This is a genomic window from Paenibacillus lentus, assembly GCF_003931855.1.
In the GTDB taxonomy this organism is placed as follows: domain Bacteria; phylum Bacillota; class Bacilli; order Paenibacillales; family Paenibacillaceae; genus Fontibacillus; species Fontibacillus lentus.
Map to the genome: position 1 here is coordinate 3,814,110 of NZ_CP034248.1, position 20,250 is coordinate 3,834,359.

The 20,250-nt window shown below is 47.6% G+C and carries 19 protein-coding genes; all 19 read right to left on the reverse strand.

The window, feature by feature from the left end:
• Position 1: 1 nt before the first annotated feature.
• The 19 genes from EIM92_RS17150 to EIM92_RS17240 all read right to left on the reverse strand — a co-directional run bounded on the left by EIM92_RS17150 (position 2) and on the right by EIM92_RS17240 (position 20,147).
• Positions 2 to 991: a dihydrodipicolinate synthase family protein gene (locus tag EIM92_RS17150; RefSeq protein ID WP_125083712.1), complete on the reverse strand. Its 990-nt coding sequence runs from the start codon at positions 989 to 991 to the stop codon at positions 2 to 4.
• An 85-nt stretch (positions 992 to 1,076) separates the two neighbouring features.
• A complete protein-coding gene (locus tag EIM92_RS17155; protein ID WP_125083714.1) occupies positions 1,077 to 2,285 on the reverse strand; it encodes a M20 metallopeptidase family protein in 1,209 nt (402 codons plus the stop codon).
• Positions 2,278 to 3,612 (reverse strand): helix-turn-helix domain-containing protein, encoded by a 1,335-nt coding sequence (locus EIM92_RS17160; protein WP_125083716.1) that lies wholly within the window; start codon positions 3,610 to 3,612, stop codon positions 2,278 to 2,280. The genes EIM92_RS17155 and EIM92_RS17160 overlap by 8 nt, the downstream gene beginning before the upstream one ends.
• A 45-nt stretch (positions 3,613 to 3,657) precedes the next feature.
• Positions 3,658 to 4,491, reverse strand: coding sequence for a sugar phosphate isomerase/epimerase family protein (locus tag EIM92_RS17165; protein WP_164515140.1), 834 nt, complete (start codon positions 4,489 to 4,491; stop codon positions 3,658 to 3,660).
• Complete coding sequence (locus EIM92_RS17170; RefSeq protein WP_125083720.1) at positions 4,475 to 5,458, reverse strand: Gfo/Idh/MocA family protein; 984 nt, start codon at positions 5,456 to 5,458, stop codon at positions 4,475 to 4,477. The genes EIM92_RS17165 and EIM92_RS17170 overlap by 17 nt, the downstream gene beginning before the upstream one ends.
• Before the next feature lie 83 nt (positions 5,459 to 5,541).
• The gene (locus EIM92_RS17175; RefSeq protein ID WP_125083722.1) at positions 5,542 to 6,366 is read right to left on the reverse strand and encodes a carbohydrate ABC transporter permease; all 825 of its coding nucleotides are present in this window, start codon (positions 6,364 to 6,366) and stop codon (positions 5,542 to 5,544) included.
• Between the two features lie 34 nt (positions 6,367 to 6,400).
• Positions 6,401 to 7,333 (reverse strand): carbohydrate ABC transporter permease, encoded by a 933-nt coding sequence (locus EIM92_RS17180; protein WP_425464210.1) that lies wholly within the window; start codon positions 7,331 to 7,333, stop codon positions 6,401 to 6,403.
• Positions 7,334 to 7,452: 119 nt separating this feature from the next.
• Positions 7,453 to 8,733, reverse strand: coding sequence for an ABC transporter substrate-binding protein (locus EIM92_RS17185; protein WP_125085255.1), 1,281 nt, complete (start codon positions 8,731 to 8,733; stop codon positions 7,453 to 7,455).
• 175 nt (positions 8,734 to 8,908) lie between these two features.
• Positions 8,909 to 10,957, reverse strand: a complete 2,049-nt coding sequence (locus EIM92_RS17190; protein WP_125083725.1) for an alginate lyase family protein — start codon at positions 10,955 to 10,957, stop codon at positions 8,909 to 8,911.
• On the reverse strand, positions 10,954 to 11,868 hold the full coding sequence (gene sdaAA / locus EIM92_RS17195) for an L-serine ammonia-lyase, iron-sulfur-dependent, subunit alpha (protein ID WP_125083727.1): 915 nt from the start codon (positions 11,866 to 11,868) through the stop codon (positions 10,954 to 10,956). Before sdaAA ends, EIM92_RS17190 begins: the two co-directional genes overlap by 4 nt.
• Before the next feature lie 31 nt (positions 11,869 to 11,899).
• Entirely contained in the window at positions 11,900 to 12,565 is a 666-nt protein-coding gene (sdaAB, locus tag EIM92_RS17200) for an L-serine ammonia-lyase, iron-sulfur-dependent subunit beta (protein ID WP_125085256.1), read from the reverse strand.
• Entirely contained in the window at positions 12,562 to 13,635 is a 1,074-nt protein-coding gene (locus EIM92_RS17205; protein WP_125083729.1) for a dihydrodipicolinate synthase family protein, read from the reverse strand. The genes sdaAB and EIM92_RS17205 overlap by 4 nt, the downstream gene beginning before the upstream one ends.
• Positions 13,635 to 14,651: an NAD-dependent epimerase/dehydratase family protein gene (locus tag EIM92_RS17210; protein WP_125085257.1), complete on the reverse strand. Its 1,017-nt coding sequence runs from the start codon at positions 14,649 to 14,651 to the stop codon at positions 13,635 to 13,637. Before EIM92_RS17210 ends, EIM92_RS17205 begins: the two co-directional genes overlap by 1 nt.
• A 166-nt stretch (positions 14,652 to 14,817) precedes the next feature.
• Positions 14,818 to 15,318, reverse strand: coding sequence for a sigma-70 family RNA polymerase sigma factor (locus tag EIM92_RS17215; protein WP_125083731.1), 501 nt, complete (start codon positions 15,316 to 15,318; stop codon positions 14,818 to 14,820).
• Between the two features lie 23 nt (positions 15,319 to 15,341).
• Positions 15,342 to 16,271: a D-alanyl-D-alanine carboxypeptidase family protein gene (locus EIM92_RS17220; protein ID WP_164515141.1), complete on the reverse strand. Its 930-nt coding sequence runs from the start codon at positions 16,269 to 16,271 to the stop codon at positions 15,342 to 15,344.
• Between the two features lie 315 nt (positions 16,272 to 16,586).
• Complete coding sequence (locus EIM92_RS17225) at positions 16,587 to 17,054, reverse strand: hypothetical protein (RefSeq protein WP_125083733.1); 468 nt, start codon at positions 17,052 to 17,054, stop codon at positions 16,587 to 16,589.
• 144 nt (positions 17,055 to 17,198) lie between these two features.
• Positions 17,199 to 18,338, reverse strand: coding sequence for a response regulator (locus EIM92_RS17230; RefSeq protein ID WP_125083735.1), 1,140 nt, complete (start codon positions 18,336 to 18,338; stop codon positions 17,199 to 17,201).
• Positions 18,339 to 18,364: 26 nt separating this feature from the next.
• Positions 18,365 to 19,462, reverse strand: coding sequence for a sensor histidine kinase (locus EIM92_RS17235; protein WP_125083737.1), 1,098 nt, complete (start codon positions 19,460 to 19,462; stop codon positions 18,365 to 18,367).
• A complete protein-coding gene (locus EIM92_RS17240; RefSeq protein ID WP_125083739.1) occupies positions 19,452 to 20,147 on the reverse strand; it encodes a response regulator transcription factor in 696 nt (231 codons plus the stop codon). Before EIM92_RS17240 ends, EIM92_RS17235 begins: the two co-directional genes overlap by 11 nt.
• Positions 20,148 to 20,250: the final 103 nt, after the last annotated feature.

The following is a 20,250-nucleotide window of genomic DNA, read 5'->3' on the forward strand; positions in this document are numbered from 1 at the left end:
TCTAATATAATCGATGCTCCATGATTGCCCTGCGAATCGCTGCAATTTCTTGTTCCGTCATTTCATATTCGGCAATATCATTAGCCGCTTCCCCAGGAATGACGTTCGCTGCGGCAAGACAATGAAGCATTCTTAAAATGTACTTATCCATCGGTAAGGTGAAGGTCGCTTCGGCAAAACCATCAATACGTTCCGACAAATCCATGAATCGGGCGTAATTCTTATTTTGGTAGGCCGTGATCAGATCAGCCTGAATATTCGGAAACGCTGCTCCGAGTCCAACTAGTGCACTATGTGCCCCACGCATCAGAGCATACCCGAACATCCGATCCTCCCCCGTAATGTGCAAATGATTGGGAAATTCCTCGGTGAGCAGCCGCGCGATAGCCTGCATCGTCATGACGCTATCCAAGGTCGCTATTTTGACGCCGATGACATGCGGAAGCAACAACAACTCACGCAGCAAATCTAAATCGTACGACCAGCCGCCCGCTTCTTCGTACAAGTAAAAAATCACAATCGGCACACCAAGTTCAGCCAGATCGGTATGATACCGGACGATTGCCTTCCCTTGTTCAGGCACTGGCAGCTCTCGAAGGATTAATGGCGGAAATACGAGCAAAGCATCTGCCCCCCCACCGATCGCCTCCTCGGCCATCCCTATGCTATCCTTCCTCCAACGCCCGATCCGCTCCCTAACGGGCAATGAAACCTCAGGCACTGCACCAACTCCGGCTACAATAATTTGCTCAGGCTGGAGAGCCGCTTTCCATGACTGCAATATGAGCCGACGCTGCTCCCGCTGTAATTGAAGACCTCGCCCTGTATGCACCCAGACCGCCACGCCCGCGATACGCTGTGCTGTTAAATATGCGGCGTAGGCGGTTTGAGCTTCTTTATGAAGTTTTCCGTTTGCATAACGCGGAACAGGAACGGCAGGGATTAGTCCTCCCTGCATCCTAAATTTGACCCGCTCCGCTTGGCTCCACATCCTTGTCCTCCCCCTTCTTGATCTGATCTCTCTCCTTATTTCTCTATTCGTAAACGGATTGAATAGTCCATTCCACAATATCCGATCACCGTTCTTCGCTAGATAAATCTTGTGTATTGCTTAAGTAATTACGGACGAATTGAGCAAGGTAAGCTACCCCATAATGGAGCGCCTTCTCATCTACAGCAAGCTCGGGGTGATGCAAGGGAAACTTGCCTTTATCCGTTCCTCCTGCGCCGATCAGCAAAAAAACGCCAGGGACATGTTCCAAATAATACGCCATGTCCTCACTCGTCATTTGCGAATGGGTCAGCGTATGAATGGCTTGTTCCCCATACAACTCGCGAATAGCCACCTCAGCATAATGAACCCATTTCGCATCATTTACGGTCGGAGGATAGCCGAACTCGTAACGTACCACAGCCTGGGCATTTATGCCGGTCGCGACCGCTTGAGCGAGCTCCGTCACCCTTGTTCGCATTCTCTGGCGAGTCGCTGCATTCACCGCCCGTACTGTGCCTCGGATCTCGACTTGATCCGCGATGATATTGGGGAGACTGCCCCCGTGGATAGAGCCCATGCTCAGCACGACGGCATCCGCTGGATCACTCTCGCGACTGATCAATACTTGCAGCGCGGATAGAACCTGAGCGGCAGCAATGATCGCGTCTACGCCCTGATGAGGAGCAGCTCCGTGCCCAGCCTGCCCATGTATTGTAATATCAACATGATCCATGCTCGCCATAATCGTACCCGCTTTTACTCCGAAACACCCTGTAGGTAAATCCGGCCACATATGAAGGGCAATCATACCATCGACGCGCGGCCCCTCCAACACTCCAGCGTCAATCATACGTTGGGCTCCGCCCAGCATCTCCTCCGCTGGCTGAAAAATAAACTTAACCGTCCCGACTAACTCGTGCTTAAGTCCGACCAGCATCCGCGCGGCGCCAAGCGCCATGGCCATGTGCCCATCATGGCCGCAGGCATGCATCGTGCCCTCGTGCCGCGATGCATATGGGAGCCCCGTCTGCTCTTGCAGCGGCAGGGCATCCATGTCAGCCCGGACAGCAATGCATGGTCCTGGCCTCTCCGTCTTGAGCAGAGCGACAACTCCTGTGCCCGCGATGCCACGCTGCACCTGAAGCCCAAGCTGCTCAAGATATTCCGCGATATATTCCGAAGTGATGAACTCCTGGAACCCCAATTCGGGATATTGATGCAAATGTCGGCGGTGGGCGATAATTTCTTGTTCCAGAGATACGGCAATTTGCAGCAAACTCATTTTATTCATAGTGGACTCCTTCTAGATTCAAAGAATAAATTTGCCTCGGCCTGCCCCGTCCAGCCGGCTGCTCCTCACCTACGATGCTGGCAATCTCGTATCTCTCCAGGGCAGCCATGATTCGCCTGGCGCTGCGCAGCGTTATGCCAAACCCATCGGCCAGCTGAGAGGCGGTAATCGTCGAAGTACCCAACCTGCGGCACAAAGAAATGAGCTTATTAATCGTACCAACACTTAGGCCTACTTTCTTCGCCAAGGCAATCAACTCGGGATTTTCGCTGCGTGCCGAATACTCCAGTGTCAGCTCCGAGCCCATCGGCCCGTAAACCATGCCATCCTGCATAATCAAAAAACATTTCCCCCCGCCGCCAGCCTTGGCTTTATGCAAGGCTTCTCTTGCCTTACCTTCCGCTTCATTGGCCGTACGGCCCATGCCGATGCCGATGCTGGCGTTCCATTGCAGACGTTCCATCACCTCTAGCAGTAGCGGCGCATCCTGAAATTTTCGCGTAACCTGCTCAATAATACCGCGAGTCGTAATGAACGAAACTTCATCCGAATCGCTCCATTTGATCAGGGATTGGGTTTCCTCCCCAAAGTCGATCAAGATTTGCTGCAGAATGATTTTTTTGCGCTGAATATCGTACTCCGATGATGCTTCTTTGGCAACCTCTTGAAAATTATCGATATTCATAATGCCAACTGCAATTTGAGTGCTGCTGTATCGAAGGCTCTTCCCTTCGAGTAGGGCGCAATTCAAGCAATCCCTGATCGCCGATTGCGTAGGCACAACCCGAAATACCGGTACTCCGAGCGCAATTAAACGATGATATACCGAGGTCACACAGGTAACCGTAACAACCACTTTTCCTACTCGCCATAAATCATAATGGAAAGCAACAAACTCTTCATGGCTCATGCCTGACTCATAGGACTTGATGAAAAGATCCTCGGTTGGCAATCCAATTTCACTAAGCGGTTCTTCAATTTCATTTCGCTGCAATACATCCACGCTAATCGGCAATCCATCGCCAAAGGATAAAATTTGCTTCCGATAAAAATCAAACAATACTTTATACAAAGCTGTGCCCGAATAATATACGTGAACCATCGGAATATCAGGTGATGCTGCTAAAGCAATCTGATAAGGAATCGGACCTGTAAAAAGCAAAATATCCGCCTCATCTCTAACTCTGCCAATCACCTCAAGCGTTTCCCGTTCATGACGGTATGGTGCGGGAAGCATAGACAGCTCCGAGAACAAGGATCCAATGTGGAGCACCGCATCGACTAGGTCATGCGGCCCGATGACTGCAACCTTCATGTTCATCGACATGTACGTCACCTCCATGACAGGATCGAACGCCTTAATCCGGACAAATTATCGCTTTTCCATATATTCTGTCAGCTCTTCCAACGATTTTTCGGTCAAACATATGACCTCGTCGCCAAAATATTCAAATGAAATATAACCTTTATATTCGAAAGCAAGCAATGCATCTAGAATAGCCGTGTGCCCCGCATCTCCCTGCAATATGGGAACAGGCTTGCTCTTCCCCCAATTTTCATGATTCCAGTGATAGTCTTTAAAATGAACGTGGTTAATGTAGGGATAAAATTGTTCCAGAATCGGAATAGGATCGATATGATCTACGAATAAGTTAAAACCGTCATAAATGAACTCAAGCAGGCTAGTATCGTGGCAATCCAGCAGCAACTTGTTTAGGCTATCCGCCCGATCGGCCAATGTATTGTTATGAATCTCGACCGCAAGGGCAACCCCCTGGCTTCTACAGTCCTCAAGCGCCTCCCTTAATCCGGCGGCCGCCATTTTCCAATGTTCATTATTAGCCTCCCGAGACGATACATGGCCTGCAAAAGTGCGAATCCGCGGACATCCAAGCACATTAGCCCATTCTGCTGCTCTCCGCAGGGAGGCAAGATCAGCTTGGTAAGCTTCCTTGCTTTTCGTAAAATAACTGTATTCGCTCAGGGCAGGTACGTGCAGCTCGTTGTAATTCAGTATCGCCCGAAGTTCATTTAACTCACCGCCTCGATTTAAATACTCCTCGATATGTCCACCCCATATTTCCACGCCCTGCAGTCCTAAACGCTTGGCTTCGGCCGCGATATCTTCGATTTTTGCCGATTTAAGCCCGGTCGTACAAATACTGAACGGTATGGATAATTGCTCCGATTTATTCTGTGCCAACACGTTGCTCCACTCCTGTCTCATTCGAGCGGTACACCGCTTCCAGGGCGGCGATGACCGATCTTGCGTATTCTCCCGAGCTGTCTGTCTCGGTGTTCTGCTCGATGGCCTGTAATAGATCCCTAAATTGCAGCTCAAATGGATCGATGTTATCTTGTGATTCAAGCATAACGTATTGACCTTCCCGGTTAATCCAAACTCCTTTTGCGGAAATAAGCTTTACCATCGCCCTATCAAAAATCAGTTCAGTCTCGTCCTTAGGTACGCCTTTGTAACCCGACTGTACGACGATGCCCGTAACCCCAGTGGTTGTTTCCAGAAAAAGGCAGCCGCTTCCCTCCACGTTACCCCTCGTTCCTTCATATGACAGAGCTGCCTTTACTTTCGTGATACGGCTTCCGGTGAGCCATTGTATTTTATCAATAGAATGAGCGCCCAAATTCATCATTATGCCGCCGCCAGCCTTCTCCCGATCCAGGAACCAATCTGGACGGTGATCACTGAAGTAGTACACGTGGCGCGTATCATGGATCGCGATCAGCCTGCCAAGCTCCCCACTCTCAATGAGAGCCTTGGCTTGTATATTGGCCGGCCAGTAATGCTGGGTATGCCCGACCATCAGCTTGACACCCGCTGCTTTCACTGCCTCCAGGATGGCATCGCACTGCTGAATATTGAGCGCCATCGGCTTCTCCAGAAGCAAATGGCAGCCTTGGTTCGCACACCATACCGCACATTCTTCATGCAAAAAATGCGGTAGTGCAAGTATCGCAATGTCCGGACGTTCCTTCAGAATCATTTCTCGGTAGTTATCATAGTAAGCAATGCCATATTCTTTACCAACCTTTCTGCCTCTTATCTCGTCTATGTCAGCAACCGCTACAGCTTGCAGCGCTGTCATTTGCTTCATGGCATTGAGATGGTTTCTTGAAATGATCCCCGCTCCTATAAGGGCCACACGATAAGACATGCCGTCCTCTCCTTTCATTAATTGAGCTAAAGCTTCATTTAGGCCGGCACCTGTACTTCGGCTACTTCTGGCGACTCATCCGGTCATTTTATGCCGGACGAATTTGTGCCTTGCACAAAATATTTCTCCGCAAACAAAAACACAAGCAATATCGGGATCAAACTCATAAGTGCCGCGGCAACCATATACTGCTCATTACCCGACCACTGTCCTGCCATCGAGAGAATGCCGATCGGCAGCGTAAAATTCTCTTTGGAGGTCAAGAAGATCGCTGGCGACAATATTTCATTCCATTTGGTCATAAATGTAAAGACGGCCAAGGTAGCAAAAGTCGGCTTGCACATGGGCAGGAAAATTTTCCAATAAATCTGAAATGGATTGCACCCATCCAGCTTGGCAGACTCCTCATAATCCTTCGGAATCATAAGGAACGCTTGACGCATCAGGAATATGCCGAACGGCTGGGCCAACCACTCGATAATCCATAGCGGCGTCAACGTATCGAGCATATGCAGCGATTTAAAGATGACGAATTGCGGAATAATCAAAACGACAGGAGGGATCATCATTGTACCGAGCACGATCATGAACAGCGTATTTTTAAAGGGAAAACGAAGTCTAGCGAACGCATAAGCCACCATTGAGCAGGAGATTAGCGCTCCGCCCACGGACAGCACTGTAACGATGACACTATTCAACGTATACTGACCGAATGGGCCCAGCTTCCATACCTCCGAATAGTTGCTCCATTGAATGGGACTCGGAAACCATTTAGGCGGAACGGCTGTATATTGGGCGTATGTTTTAAGAGAGTTAAACAACGTAGTCAGAAATGGCAGGATCATAACAAGCGAGCTTACAATTATGACTGCATAGCCTGCACTTTTTCGAACTCGATTCAGCTTCATAGCGGAGCCTCCTTTCGACATGCTGTGCTGTTATTCATTCATAATGCACCCACTTTTTCTGGAAAGTAACCTGAAGGGCGGTCAGAATGAACAGAATGACGAACAGTACCCAGGCAATCGCGGAAGCATACCCCATGCGCAGGAAAGTAAAGCCTTCCTGATACAAATAAATCATCAATACCAAGCTTGATTTGTTCGGCCCGCCCGCCGACGATGCATCCAGCGCTCCCCCCGTCATCACATAAATTTGCTCGAAAGCCTGGAAGGTGGATATCGTGCTCAGGATGAGAACGAGAAACGTCGTTCCCGATATTAACGGTACCGTAATATGCATGAACTTGCGGAATACGCCTGCCCCGTCGATCTCGGCCGCCTCATACACATCCGAAGGCACGTTCTGAAGCCCGGCAAGAAAAATGACCATAATGTAGCCGATTCCTTTCCAAACCGCGATCATAACCAGTAATGGGATGACGAGACGTTCATCTTGAAGCCATTTTTGCGGGTCAAGACCAATCTTTATGAGGAAAGAGTTCGCTAAGCCGAAACGAGGATTGAAGATTGCATCCGACACATACAGAATCACGGTCCAAGAAGAGATTACAGGCACAAAATGCGCTAAACGAAAAAATTTCAATCCCCGCAGCTTTTGATTCAATGCCGTTGCCAAAATTAACGCCAATATCGTTTGCAGCGGCACAAACAGAATCGTAAAGTAAATGGTGTTCCACATGGCTTTCCAAAAAACAGGCTCATGAAACAGCTTCTTATAATTTGCTAGGCCCGCCCACTGCGGTGCATTCAAAATATCATAATGAGAAAAACTGAAATACAAGGAGGCGAGCAGTGAACCAAGTACAAACACAATAAAATGAACGATATAGGGAGTGACCATCAATAGTCCCCACTTGCTATCGCTATCAAGACGTCTCCTTCGACTTCGCGGGGTTAAAGGTTGATCTCCCATCCTTACAGTTTCCGTTTTTTCCATCATGATCATCACACTTTCTGTAGCTATTTTCGGAGGGCTGACACTTCTGTGCCAGCCCGTCATCCTTAAAGCTATTCCACCCGCCTTGGCTACTGTTATTTCTTGTAAAACTCATCCAGCACCTTCTGTACCTCCTGATCAGCCTGAATCATCGCCTGGTCTACCGGAATTTCTCCCTCGAATGCCCGGTTGATGTTATCGTTGAATTTACCTACCCATTCACTCCAAACCGCATTAACATCCAATGTTCCTGCAAACTCAAAGCTGTCGAGGAAAGCTTGCTTATTCGCTGGAGATCCGTTCAGAAACTGCTCAGAATTGGCCACCGACTTCTTGACAGGAACTGCTTCCCCAAGCGAAGCCCACTCCTTCTGAACCTCATCCTCGGTCGCCCAGAACTTCACCCATTCCCATGCAGCGTCCGCAACGGCCCCGTCAGCCTTCTTATTAATCACCCACGAATTGGCGATGACGGGAGAGAAGCGTATACCGTCCGGCCCCATCGGAAGCAAGCTTACATCATAATTCAGACCAGCGTTGTTCGCATCAATCGTCCGTGCATAAATCCCGATTCTCATGGCGGCTGCTTTACTCGGGAATAGTGCCATATTGCTCTGGAAGCTTTTCAAATCGGAGGGAGTCGGAAACAGCTCTCGCTGCATGCCGTCTACAATCCAATCTAAAGCCGCTTTATTCTCAGGCGAATGAATAATGGATTGATCCAGAGTGTCATTTAATACTCCGCCGCCGTATGATTTCAGTACGGTCATCCAACCTTCCGTAATACTGAAGAACGTGAGGCCGTATTGACTGATTTTATTTTTATCGAACGATGAATCCACTGCATATTTACCGTTTGAATCCTTCGTCAATTTCTCAGCAGCTGCTTTTAAATCATCCCAAGTCCAATCTTCAATGGGATAATCGACCTGCGCTTCGTCGAACATGTCCTTGTTATAATAGAGTACAGCGATTTGGATCCCTTGCGGTACACCCCAGTATTTCCCGCTAGCATCCTTATTGAAATCCAACCCATAATACTCCTCTGATTTAAGATCGCGCTGAATCCACTCCGTCAGATCCTTGAGAACTCCACGCTCCGCATATTTTGGAACCAGCACGCCATCCGAGAGCCATATGTCCGGCGCGCTTTCGGCTGCGATTTGGGTATCTAACTTTTGAAAAAATTGATTATACGGGGATGATTCCGTTTTTATTTTGATATTCGGATGCTTCTCTTGGAATTTAGTAATAAGCTCCTGCATTTTCTCATCGGATTGCGCAGAAGAATAGAATCCAAGCTTCAATTCCACTTCTCCGCTGCCCTTGCCCTGGGAAGAACAGCCGGAAATAAGCAGGGCGGCAAGCAACGTCATCGCTAGCAGCAGTGTGCCCCATTTCTTTGGCTGGATTTTCAAGCTAAAACCCCCTAATGATTGGATTGTTCACCTAAAATAAAGCGCTTTCTTAAAAAATACGTCTGATCTGTGAACTTACTTTAAAATTACTGCACTGCTTCAATAATGGTCAACGTCCTTAATAAGTCCTTTATTATACTTTTATGACATAAGATTTAATTTCATGCCCGGACAAACCGTTTGTACGCACAAGAAGAGCATCTCCGCTAAGATGGTGATCTCCGAACCGATAACTACGCGGTCCTTGATGGGAGAATAAGAACTCTTCCTTCCCGTTTTCCCTCTGAATTGAAAAAGCCGTAGCTAAATCGGACGGCACTTGATGACCATAACTGTCCAGCACCTCCAGTTCCTGAACGACTGGGAGCTTCACTTCTCCGTTCGGGTTTGGATACAGCAAGGTTACAAATTTAGTAAAGCCTTTACCCTTCTGACGGAATGATGCCTTGACTGCAGGCGTCTTCTCGTTATAATTGCGCGATACCCAGCTCGTACCCTGTTCCGCGCGTACCGGAGTTAACGGAATGATCGACAGGCCTGGCTCATCCTCGCCTGAATCTGCAAGAATAATCCCATCCTCCCGAATCGTCAGCTGTATCCCCTCGGCAAAATGAAAAGGAATCGTGTACTCATGCTCTCCATGGGAGCGGCATGTATCGATCATGATCCAATAATCCGGCTTAACAAATAACACCTGCCGAAACACATGAACCGGCTGATCCAATCTCCAGTAGCCATCATGTCCTGCTTGCACATAGTCATAATCCAGCCCGCTGCTCCAATAACGATCTATCGGTCTCGCCACATCCGTCCATCTCCAGGAGCTAACGTAAGTGGAAATCGTCTCTCCATCCACAGACAGCGTATTATGCTGTAAGGATTCCATGAAATATTGCCGATCTTCCGTCTCCATGTACGTATATCGACCCGGATCGATCAAGAATTCCCGCCCATGCGCAAAGAGACTCACATGCAGCAAATCATCATGCCCATGAGCACGAATGACATCCATATGACCACCGTCAAAGACAAGGTATTGCCCCTTAGAGCTCCAATCACTACGCATGAAGGCATAGCCGCTGTCCTTCAGCAGGATCGAGGTGAATTCCGGCTCCTGAACTACTAATCTTCTAAAGCGATCGTAACCCCGCTCGCCAAAAAACCAGATCCCCTCATAGTCCAATCGGTCATAAGCCATCCGTTTCAAATCTCCGCGCGAAAATAGCACCGCCCCCCGGCACAACACATCCCGGATGTCCGTACTATCACTGTCCCCGAGCATTGGCTGACGCCCATCCGGCTGTACAAAGGCCAAGGATGCCGAGAACATGCGATTCAAGGTATCATGCAGCACTTCCGGCATCTCAATTCCATTCAGCTTTCCAAGCCAGAGCGACTCAAACAGGCAATGCAGTACTTCGTGATGATACATCGTGCACTGCTCGTTCTGCAGCCCATCCTGAAAAACTTGAAGCTTGCACATATTCGAAAGCCGTTGTAACGCGGTGTTCTGCCATACTTCCGCTTCCTCCAGCTCAGGGAACATCAAGGCAAGCTGAAACAAGCCGTTCGTCTCCAGAAACCCCCAATTGCTCTGGCGGTCATGCGGAACATAAGCCAAATTTAAATACATGCCATGCCGCCTTACCCCTTCCATGAACAGCTCCTCCTCGGCTGCTCCCCATAATGCACAACTGCGAACGCAATAGTATCCTTTGAGCCAATGGGTAATCCGAATGCCGCTGTCCAGCTTGCGCCACGTATCTTTCACATTAAAATTGCGATCTGCGGCAGCCAGCACTTCTTCTTCTGTCAAGGGATTTTGACGAATCCAGTCCTTCAGCAGCCGGATAAATCCTTCCGCATATTTTTCCTTGCCCGTTAACCAATAAGCCTGCCCAAGCTCCCCCATATACCTGGAACGATTGAGCATAACAAGCCACTCCAAATCCTCATTATGACGGTAGTACCAATTAATTCCTTCGGGAAAAGAAACCTCTTCCTCACAGCGTTCCATATCCCAGCGATGGGTAAAGATGAACGTATTTTGGCACGCCAAATCGGCCCGATGCACGACCTGTTTCACCTCTTCGGGCCAATGCTTATGGCTAGCGTCCACAATAAATCGCCGATCCTCTGGCTCCCAATAAAAACGCCGAGCTGGCTGCAAACGTTCATTCATTTTGGCATTTCCCCCTTCTCATCTATTCGCTCTCCGCTTGAACCAAACAACCGCTGACGATGTTTTTCCCCTGTCGGTGTAGTGGCAAGTCCGCCTAAAGCTGTTTCTTTTAGCGTCCCCGGCATCGCCTGACCAATCCGATACATCGCGCTGATCACCTCATCCGCCGGAATGACGCTTTCAATTCCGGCAAGAGCCAAATCTGCGGCAACGATTGCATTGGCGGCTCCCATAGCATTACGCATTACGCAGGGTACCTCCACGAGTCCAGCGACGGGATCACATACTAAGCCAAGTGTGTTCTTGAGTGCAATCGCAACCGCATGAGCTGACTGCCTTGGCGAGCCTCCAGCCATTTCTACTATCGCTCCTGCGGCCATCGCTGAAGCGGAACCAACTTCAGCTTGACACCCTCCGGCGGCTCCCGAAATGAAAGAACGATTAGCGATCACGTAACCAATTGCGCCGGATGTAAATAGAAAACGAACCATCTTCTCCCGATCCGCCCCAAGCTCTTCCGCCAAGCCAAAGAGACAGCCGGGAATAACTCCGCTCGCGCCCGCTGTTGGTGTGGCGACGATCGTTCCCATGGCCGCATTCACCTCATTTGTCGCAATCGCCCGGCTTACCGCCCGAAGAAAACGGGAACCGGATACGGTGCTCCCCCGTTTCAAATAGCTCTCCAACTTGCGTGCGTCTCCCCCAGTTAAACCACTACGGGATTTAATTTCTTCCGTTAGGCCACGCTGCACGGCTTGCTCCATCGTATCCAGATGCTGCTGCATCTTCTTCATAATCTGCTCGCGGGGTACTTCCGTAACCAATGCCTCCTCCTCAATCATGATCTCGGATAAGCCCCTATCTTGCATCTCCGCCAGTTGCACAAGCTCTTCGATTGTGCTGAATTTCATCAAGATGTACCTCCTCATGTCTGCCGCTTTTTCATAAAGGCGGCAGAATACGAACTTGAGCAACATTAGTTAACCCTGCGATTTGCGTCCCGACGAAACCATCGACGATCTGATCTGTTTCTATGAGCAGAAGAGCGTCCTGCCCCTTCGCTTTGCGGGACATTTCCATCCGAGCAATATTAATCCGGTGATCTGCTAGCACTTTGGCAACCAAGGCGATCATGCCGAAATGATCCCTGTGAAATACGAGGGTAGTCCAGGCATCGCCTGACAAGTTCATCGCGAACCCATCAACTTCCAATAGCGCGACTTTACCGCCTCCAACGGAGATTCCCTTCACCTTCATTGTTCCTGCCTCGTCTTTCAGAGTGAGCCAGGCTGTGTTGGGATGCTCTCCTTGCAAGTCTATTGTCGTAATCCTCACCTGTAGACCTATATCTTCTGCAATCTTCAGTGCATCCTTAATGCGAGGGTCATGGGTATCGAAATTCATCATCCCGCCTACGATGGCCACATCTGTTCCATGACCCTGGTAAGTCTGCGCAAAAGAGCCGCAGAATTCAATATGAGCCTGGCGCGGTGTACGTCCGAATAGCTGCCGAGCGATCCTCCCAATTCGTGCTGCGCCAGCCGTATGAGAACTGGAAGGCCCGATCATGACCGGGCCGATAATATCAAATACCGAGCGATATTTCATGTCGTTCCCAGCCATTTCGTCAGGCCAGCCTGCACAAACTCATCATCATTCAGATGAGGATATGCGCGGTACACCCGGTCGATTTCCTCCATTTGACCTAAAGACAGCTCCTCCGCCGGGTTCAGGCACCAGCGCCCCTCAAGCAAGCCTTGACGGCGCAGCACTTCATGTATGCCAGGAATACAACCATGAAAATCATGCCCGGGATCAAAGAAAGCCGCATTTGCATCGGAAATCTCTATGCCGCGGGTTAATAACTCCACCGGGATACTGTCGCCGCTTTCCCGTAAATCGATAATTTGCGACATCAATTCCACGGCCTTTCGCGTCCATACGGCCCAATGGCCCAGTAATCCGCCGACAATGCGTTTTTCTACCTTCGTACCATTAACCGCAAACCGATAGGTCGTCAGCAAATCAGCAACAATGTTATCGTCATTGCCGGTATATAATGCGATTTCCTCGCGGCGACTGGATTCACAGACAGCTCTAACGACATCCAGTGTCTGATAACGATTGAACGGAGCTAGTTTAATCGCTTTTACCCCAGGAATTTCAGCAATCTCGCGCCAAAACTCATAACTCAGCCGCTTCCCGCCCACAGCCGGTTGCAAATAAAATCCGAAGATGGGTATCACCTCCGCAATCGCCTCCATACGCTGCAGAAGCGCGGCCTCATCCCAGGAGTTCAAGCCTCCCGTGCTCACTAGCCCAAGATCATAGCCGTACCTGGCAGCTAGCTCAGCTTCTTCGAGGGCTTGCTCCGTCGGCCCGCAGATTCCAGCGACTTTGATAAACGAACGATCCAACTCGGCCGCATCAACCTCTTCCGCAGCCATTCGCAGAACCGGTTCATACAGATCAATGCCAGGATCGCGGATTTCAAATTGAGTCGTGTGAACCCCCACTGCAATGCCGCCGGCTCCTGATTCAATATAGTATCTAGATAAAGCCCGTTGCCTGCATTCATCCAGTTCCCTCGACGAGTTAAGAGCTAATGGATGAGCTGGAATTACTGTCCCCCGCTGCAATAACGCTTCAATGTCCGCTTTTAATTGAGGCGCTGTCATTAGAACGCACCCGCCCGTTCTTGGAAGTGCGTCGGTTTGCCAAGAGTGTCTCCCCCTGCTTCAATCCAGCTAACCGTCCATTCCATCATTTGCCGCAGCGTAACGCGAGGGTACCCGAACAGACGATGAGAATTCGAGGCATTATTCAACAATGCAGTTGGTTGCTCCACCCCGCTAAAAATAGGAGCTGTTCCCAACATTTCTCCAAAACGCTCTGCCAACCAGCGAATGGACACGGTTTCCGGCCCCGTAATATTAAGTGTGACTGGTGGAGAATCACAGAGCAGCAGCGAGCGTAATGCCATTTCATTAGCATCTCCTTGCCAAATGACATTGACCTGGCCCATACTCAAATCAATCGCTGTCCCTTCTTTGACCGCTTTAGCGATTTCTAGTAAGATCCCATACCTCAGATCGATCGCATAGTTTAAGCGAAAATTAACGAGTGGCGTACCATTTTTTCGTGAAAAATATTCAAACACCCTTTCTCGGCCAAGGCAGGATTGCGCGTATTCACCTACAGGAGCTGGCGGTGTCTCTTCAGAGGCGCCACCCGACGCTAGATCTGTCAACGGATAAATATTGCCCGAAGAAAATGCAACAATCCGTGATTGTGGATATTTCTCCGCTACGCGCCCTGGTAAATAGGCATTCATCGCCCAAGTAAAATACTCGCGGCCCGTGGTACCAAACTTATTTCCGGCCATATAAATCACATTCCCTGCCTCGGGAAGCTTCGAGAGCGCTGTCTCATCCAATAAATCAGCAGCAATTGTAACGATTCCCGCAGATTCCAGCTCATTTCGCAACTCCCCAGAGGAGAAGCGGGATACGCCGGTTACTTTCGTTCCGAGTCCAGCTTCATTGATCCCTCTTTTCAGCAACTTGGCTAGACTTGGCCCCATTTTCCCTCCAACGCCCAGAATGAGAATATCTCCATCCAACTTCCTTAAATCCTCTATTAGACGTTCAGAAGGCTCGCTTAACTTGCTCTCTAATTCGCTTGTGGTTCTCAACATTCTCACCTCTTCTAGTTATATGATCAGATGTAAATCAATACCTCCTGTTATTTCCATTCTAGAAGTGGCCTTATTATAAGACAACGTCTTTAAATCGTCCTTAAAAGCGCTTCCAAAACTATAAATAGAAAAAGACCGGAGAAATATCTCCAGTCTTGGTCTGCTATGCACTTGCAATTACTTTGGATTGACTGCGCAATTTTTGCCTTGCACGATACAAAGTTATTTTAAATTTAGCCAGTGAAATCTCCATCAAGTTTGCGGATTCTTGATAGGAGAAGCCATGAATATCATATAACAGCACAGCCTGCTGCTGGCTCAGAGGCAGCGATGACAATTGCTGATACAACTCCTGACGCTTTTCTTCCCGAAGCACACATATCTCCGGTGTCTCCTCAACAACAAAACGATTGAAGAATTCGTTTTCGTAAGAGGATGAACGGCTTTCCTTGCGCAACCTGTCTATGTAAGCATTATGAGATACGCGGAACAGCCATGGCTTTATCTTTTTCTCCGGCAATTGCTCAAGATGCCCCCATGCCCGACAAAATGTCTCTTGCATCAAATCCTCTGCAGTATGATGGTTGCGGCATAAATAGAACAGATAACGATATACATCAGAATTATACTCTCGGTAAGCTTTATCGATTGTTAAGAATGTCATTGCAATCTCCCCTATCTCTCTCATTAACTGTGAAATCCGAAATCCAGCAACTTTATCGAATCTGACCATACTCCTAGTTCAGTTGAATGCAGGACTACGGTAATCAATGCTTTGTCGTTTCGAACGGCTGATCCTACCAGGCAATAGCCAGCCATTTCGGTATAGCCCGTCTTTACTCCATTTGCCCCTTTAAAGTACCATTCGTTATCAGGCTGAATCAGTTTATTCCGATTATGATATGCTGATAATGTCCTCTCTCGACCATGGTTATCGTAAACCGGCGCGCTCACAATAGTCTGAAACAGTTCATTGTTCATCGCTGCCATTGCGATAGCGGCCATATCTTGCGCCGTCGTGTAGTGATCCGGATGATGAAGCCCGTGTGGATTAACGAAATGACTGTTCTTTGCCCCTAGCTCCTTAGCTCGCTGATTCATCATTTCGGCGAAATAGGCAAGCGCCTTTTCCGTCTCCAGTTTGTGCCCCATTTCCTTCTCGGCAATATATATCGCAGCGGTTCGGGCAGCATCATTCCCGGAAGGCAGCATCATCGCTGCAACCAAGTCCTGAACCGACAACCTATCCCCTTCCTGCAAACCAGAGCTGCTCTCACCCAACGTGCGCAGACTCGCTTCGCCCCCAATGGTTACTAACTCATCGGGATCCCCTTTCTCCAGAAGGATCAATGCGGTTAAAATTTTGGTCGTACTTGCCGGGTACATTTTTTTCTTATCATTGTAGGCATATAGGACTTTTCCACTATCCTGATCCATAACAAGAACGGCATGGGCTTCCAGACCACTCAGTTGAGGTGTCTTAATTCCTCGCCATTTTTCTTCAATTTTATTCATCAACGCAGCGGCACGCGGGTGCAGCCGATCAAGCTGCAGATTATTACTGAGGAACAGCAATAACGCGATTACTGCCAATATAGCGAGCCATTTTTTTCGCAAGTAAACTCTCTCCCCTTTCTCTACCTGCATGTATCACGTTCAACGATAGTTCCATTATGACTGCCATTGTTTTCTTTCAGCGTAAGAAATTATTAAGATTCCCTTAAGATTTTGCTGCATTTTCCTTAAACTTTCGGATTAGCCGTCGAGTCTTGCCACTTTATTAACCTTCTATCCATTTAAAATACAAATAACGCATTACCCGTTACAGGGCAGTGCGTTATTAGGAGGTTTTTCAAACCTTTAGGCAGATCTTCGCTAATATTGATGCAATGCTGTTAGGTTTTCTTTAGAAAATAATTGACTTGCCATTTACTACTGTGCCAATTTTAACATTATGACATCATCATCTTGAAGCTCGTTCTCATTTAATGTGTAGAAAGAATAGAACTTCTTCCGTTTTACGGCCGCGACAAGCCATGCAAAGAAATCTTGCACCATATCGTCCACCCATTGATCTTCCTTTCTATATAGCATCCGCGTGTATATGATTTTCTGCTTGATCGCCCCTTCCCAGGTAAATAAAAATGTATTCTTTTTGCCATCGTGCAGTAATTGAAAGCTAAAATTGTCCACAAGCAAATAGTTATCGCCATTGCAAAAAAACAAAGGCCCCTTAGGCGTAGCTACAATTCCGATCATTTGACCTTTATAATTAATGTAATAACCCCTCCGGAAATTAACTTGTTTCTCTCTACCAACCTCGATTTCTTTCATAGCAAGGAGATCCAAGCCTTTGCTAACAAAGGTAGAACGATGTCTAAAATTGCGGATTAATGTCATAACGCAACTTTTCCTCCATATTCATTTTAACAATGTCAAATCTTCTTCTCTTCATCATAATTAAACGAGCTATACAATTTCTGAACAGAGTGACAAGTCTATTCATGTAAGAAAAAAAGCCGCCCTTTTTGGCGACTTCATAACTTATAGCTGAACTATACTCTTTTCCCACTGCTTGAACCATTCCATAATATGAACGCTCGGCTCTTCATTCAACTCCTCTTGAAAAACCTCTACTAGCATTTCATATTGACGATGTACCAAGTGGTAATTGCCCAAGGAATCATAGATTTTCATCAGAGCTAAATAAGCATCTTCTTCCAATGGATGCTGCTTGCAAATCGCCGTGTAACTATGGATGGCCTGATCGACCTGCTTCTCGTTTTCGTACCATTTTGCGGTTGCAAATGAAGCTTCAAGCCACAGCTCATTCAGCCGCTGGCGCTCATTCTCCACCCACCAATAGTCACATTCCTGTAAATAATCACCCGTATACATTTTTAACACTTCCGAGCATGAATCGACAAACTCTGAGTATAGAGGAAGCAGCATTTTCAAATTAGTTTCCCACTCTTCCACATCAAGCACAACGCTTTGCATATTTAAAATATACCCTTCGGTTACATTGGTGATTTGAAACCGATCACCAAATGGCTTCAACGTTTTGCGGATATGATAGATTGCAGTATACAGCTGAGAATACACTTTGTCCGTCTCATATTCAGGCCAGAGCAAGTCGATTAGAGCAGACTTTCGCACCAATTGTCCGCGGTGCTGGAGCAAGTACAAGAATAGCTCCTGAGCCTTCGAAGTCCGCCATTGCATAATAGAAAACTGTCCAGGAGAGGTTTCAATCCTGACCTGCTTAAAGACCTTCATACGGATTCGATCACCCTGCGAGGATGAGTTTCGTTTGGAAACGGATTGCATTCGCTCTTGAATACGCTCAATCGTTTTAACCAATCTTTTAGCATTGATGGGTTTGACAATGTAATCCAACGCGTTCAACTCGAAGGCTTTGACCGCATGCTCATTGTATGCGGTCACGAATACAATATGAATATCCGGTTTTTTCTCTAATATTTGTTCTGCCAGCTCAATGCCATTAATCTCCGGCAGGCTAATGTCAAGAAAGATCACATCAACGGCTTGTTGCAATATTTCTTCTCTACCTATTAAAGGATTGGTATACTTGCCTAGCAATTCAATATGAGCTAAATTCATCAACTGCCGTTCTAAATAGTCCAAGGCAAGCTTTTCATCATCTACCAAGATTACCTTCATCCCTATAGACTCCTTCAAACTCATGCTTACGGCTTTGATTTTCGGGATAACTTAACTGTAAATGCAGTCCGGTCATCATCACTATCCGCAAAAATTTCGCCATGATGGAGATCAACGATATGCTTGGCAATAGCTAGGCCAATCCCGGAGCCGCCCGTATTCGTTGCTCGCGACTTCTCAACACGGTAGAATCGATCGAACAAGTGAGGGAGGTCGGCTTTTGGAATAGGCTCGCCATAGTTAATTACCTCAGTAATCACGTAATCCCCTTCGACATATGCGCGGATGTCTATATATTTTCCAGCGCTACCGTAACGGATTGCATTTGCAATCAAGTTCTCATAAACCCTTCTCAGTTTGTCCCCATCCGCAATAACAAAAAATTGCTGCTCCTCGAAGCAAAGGCGGCATTCCATGTTGTTCTCCTGCAGTTGCCAGCCAAAATGCGCCGTGATTTGATGAAGCATTTCGACAAGATTGATTCGACTTTTGTAGAGCTTCATTTCCTTATTTTGCAGCCTGGTAAATTCAAATAAATCTTCAAGCAACTGCTTCAAGCGCAAAGCTTCCTCGTAGGCCATACCCACGTAATAACGAAGCTCCACCTCATCCTTGTACCGATCCTGTTCAATCAATCCCAAATATCCGGTGATCGATGTAAGCGGGGTACGCAGGTCGTGGGATACATTCGTAATGAGCTCATTCTTCGTCTGCTCAGCCCGTCTTTCTTCCTCGATCGATGTTCTTAAACGATCCACCATGCGATTAATATCCGCAGCAAGCTGACCTAGCTGACCTACATTTTCTATAGGTATTTTGTGTGTAGAACCCTCCTCGATTCGGTGCACTTCTTCAATAAGCAGGGCTAAATACTTCTGTTCATGTCGCCGGATGCTGCGTCGATAGAAATATAAAGCAAAAAGCAGCAGAATGGGAACGCCGGCAATATAATAAGCATCCGGATAACCGATGTTCCGATTTACCCAGCTCAGCACGTATCCAAGCGTAACCCAAGGAAATAATGCATAAAACAGCTTCGCAAGCAGCACCAAAATGAGCAGCGCTGCAATGGATGTAATAACGGTCCATAACAGCCAAGTCAGAAATCTGAGGCTAGCTTTCAATTTTGTAGCCAACCCCCCATACGGTACGAATCAACTTTTCGCCATCCATTTCTTTCTCGAGCTTTTCACGTAGCCGGCTAATATGAACGGTAACCGAATTATTACTCTCCAAATACTTGTCCTTCCAAATCAGCTCAAAAATTTCCTCCGACCCAAACACCCGTCCCGGGTGACTGGCCAACAGGAATAAAATATTGAACTCGATCGGCGTCAATTTGACAGGTCGACCATCTACCGTTGCTGTATGTGTTTCCTTGTCGATTTGCAGGGAAGCCAAATTAATAATATGATCCTGTGGGGACGGTGAAGGCTGCATACTGTATGACGAACGACGCAGCAGCGATTTGACGCGTGCAATCAGCTCCAAGGGATTGAACGGCTTCACCATATAGTCGTCAGCCCCGGTCATCAATCCTGTAATTTTATCCATATCCCCATCTTTGGCGCTAAGCATTAATATTGGTGTGGTACGCGTCTCCCTAATCTTCATGCAGACTGTAATTCCGTCCATCCCGGGCATCATAATGTCCAAGATGACCAGATCGATTTGATCCTGTTCCACAATTTCCAGCGCCTTTAAACCATCTTCAGCCTTAAAAACACGATAGCCTTCATTCAGTAAATATATTTCGATCAGTTTCGCGATCTTATCATCATCGTCAACAATTAAAATTTGTTTACTCATTCAATAATCCATCCTTTTGGCGGTTATTCATTATACCAAGTTAGCTCTATCATAACATGGTCTATTTACGTAATTGTAAATAAAAAGATTAAACAGAGGGATC

Coding starts and splice junctions, on each gene's coding strand:
- sdaAA (WP_125083727.1), bottom strand. CDS start 11,868: ATGAAATTCAGCACAATCGAAGAGCTTGTGCAACTGGCGGAGATGCAA.
- EIM92_RS17170 (WP_125083720.1), bottom strand. CDS start 5,458: ATGTCTTATCGTGTGGCCCTTATAGGAGCGGGGATCATTTCAAGAAAC.
- EIM92_RS17230 (WP_125083735.1), bottom strand. CDS start 18,338: ATGAAGGTAATCTTGGTAGATGATGAAAAGCTTGCCTTGGACTATTTA.
- EIM92_RS17150 (WP_125083712.1), bottom strand. CDS start 991: ATGTGGAGCCAAGCGGAGCGGGTCAAATTTAGGATGCAGGGAGGACTA.
- EIM92_RS17175 (WP_125083722.1), bottom strand. CDS start 6,366: ATGAAGCTGAATCGAGTTCGAAAAAGTGCAGGCTATGCAGTCATAATT.
- EIM92_RS17215 (WP_125083731.1), bottom strand. CDS start 15,318: ATGACATTCTTAACAATCGATAAAGCTTACCGAGAGTATAATTCTGAT.
- EIM92_RS17240 (WP_125083739.1), bottom strand. CDS start 20,147: ATGAGTAAACAAATTTTAATTGTTGACGATGATGATAAGATCGCGAAA.
- EIM92_RS17225 (WP_125083733.1), bottom strand. CDS start 17,054: ATGACATTAATCCGCAATTTTAGACATCGTTCTACCTTTGTTAGCAAA.
- EIM92_RS17160 (WP_125083716.1), bottom strand. CDS start 3,612: ATGTCGATGAACATGAAGGTTGCAGTCATCGGGCCGCATGACCTAGTC.
- EIM92_RS17180 (WP_425464210.1), bottom strand. CDS start 7,333: ATGGGAGATCAACCTTTAACCCCGCGAAGTCGAAGGAGACGTCTTGAT.
- EIM92_RS17185 (WP_125085255.1), bottom strand. CDS start 8,733: ATGACGTTGCTTGCCGCCCTGCTTATTTCCGGCTGTTCTTCCCAGGGC.
- EIM92_RS17205 (WP_125083729.1), bottom strand. CDS start 13,635: ATGACAGCGCCTCAATTAAAAGCGGACATTGAAGCGTTATTGCAGCGG.
- EIM92_RS17155 (WP_125083714.1), bottom strand. CDS start 2,285: ATGAATAAAATGAGTTTGCTGCAAATTGCCGTATCTCTGGAACAAGAA.
- EIM92_RS17190 (WP_125083725.1), bottom strand. CDS start 10,957: ATGAATGAACGTTTGCAGCCAGCTCGGCGTTTTTATTGGGAGCCAGAG.
- sdaAB (WP_125085256.1), bottom strand. CDS start 12,565: ATGAAATATCGCTCGGTATTTGATATTATCGGCCCGGTCATGATCGGG.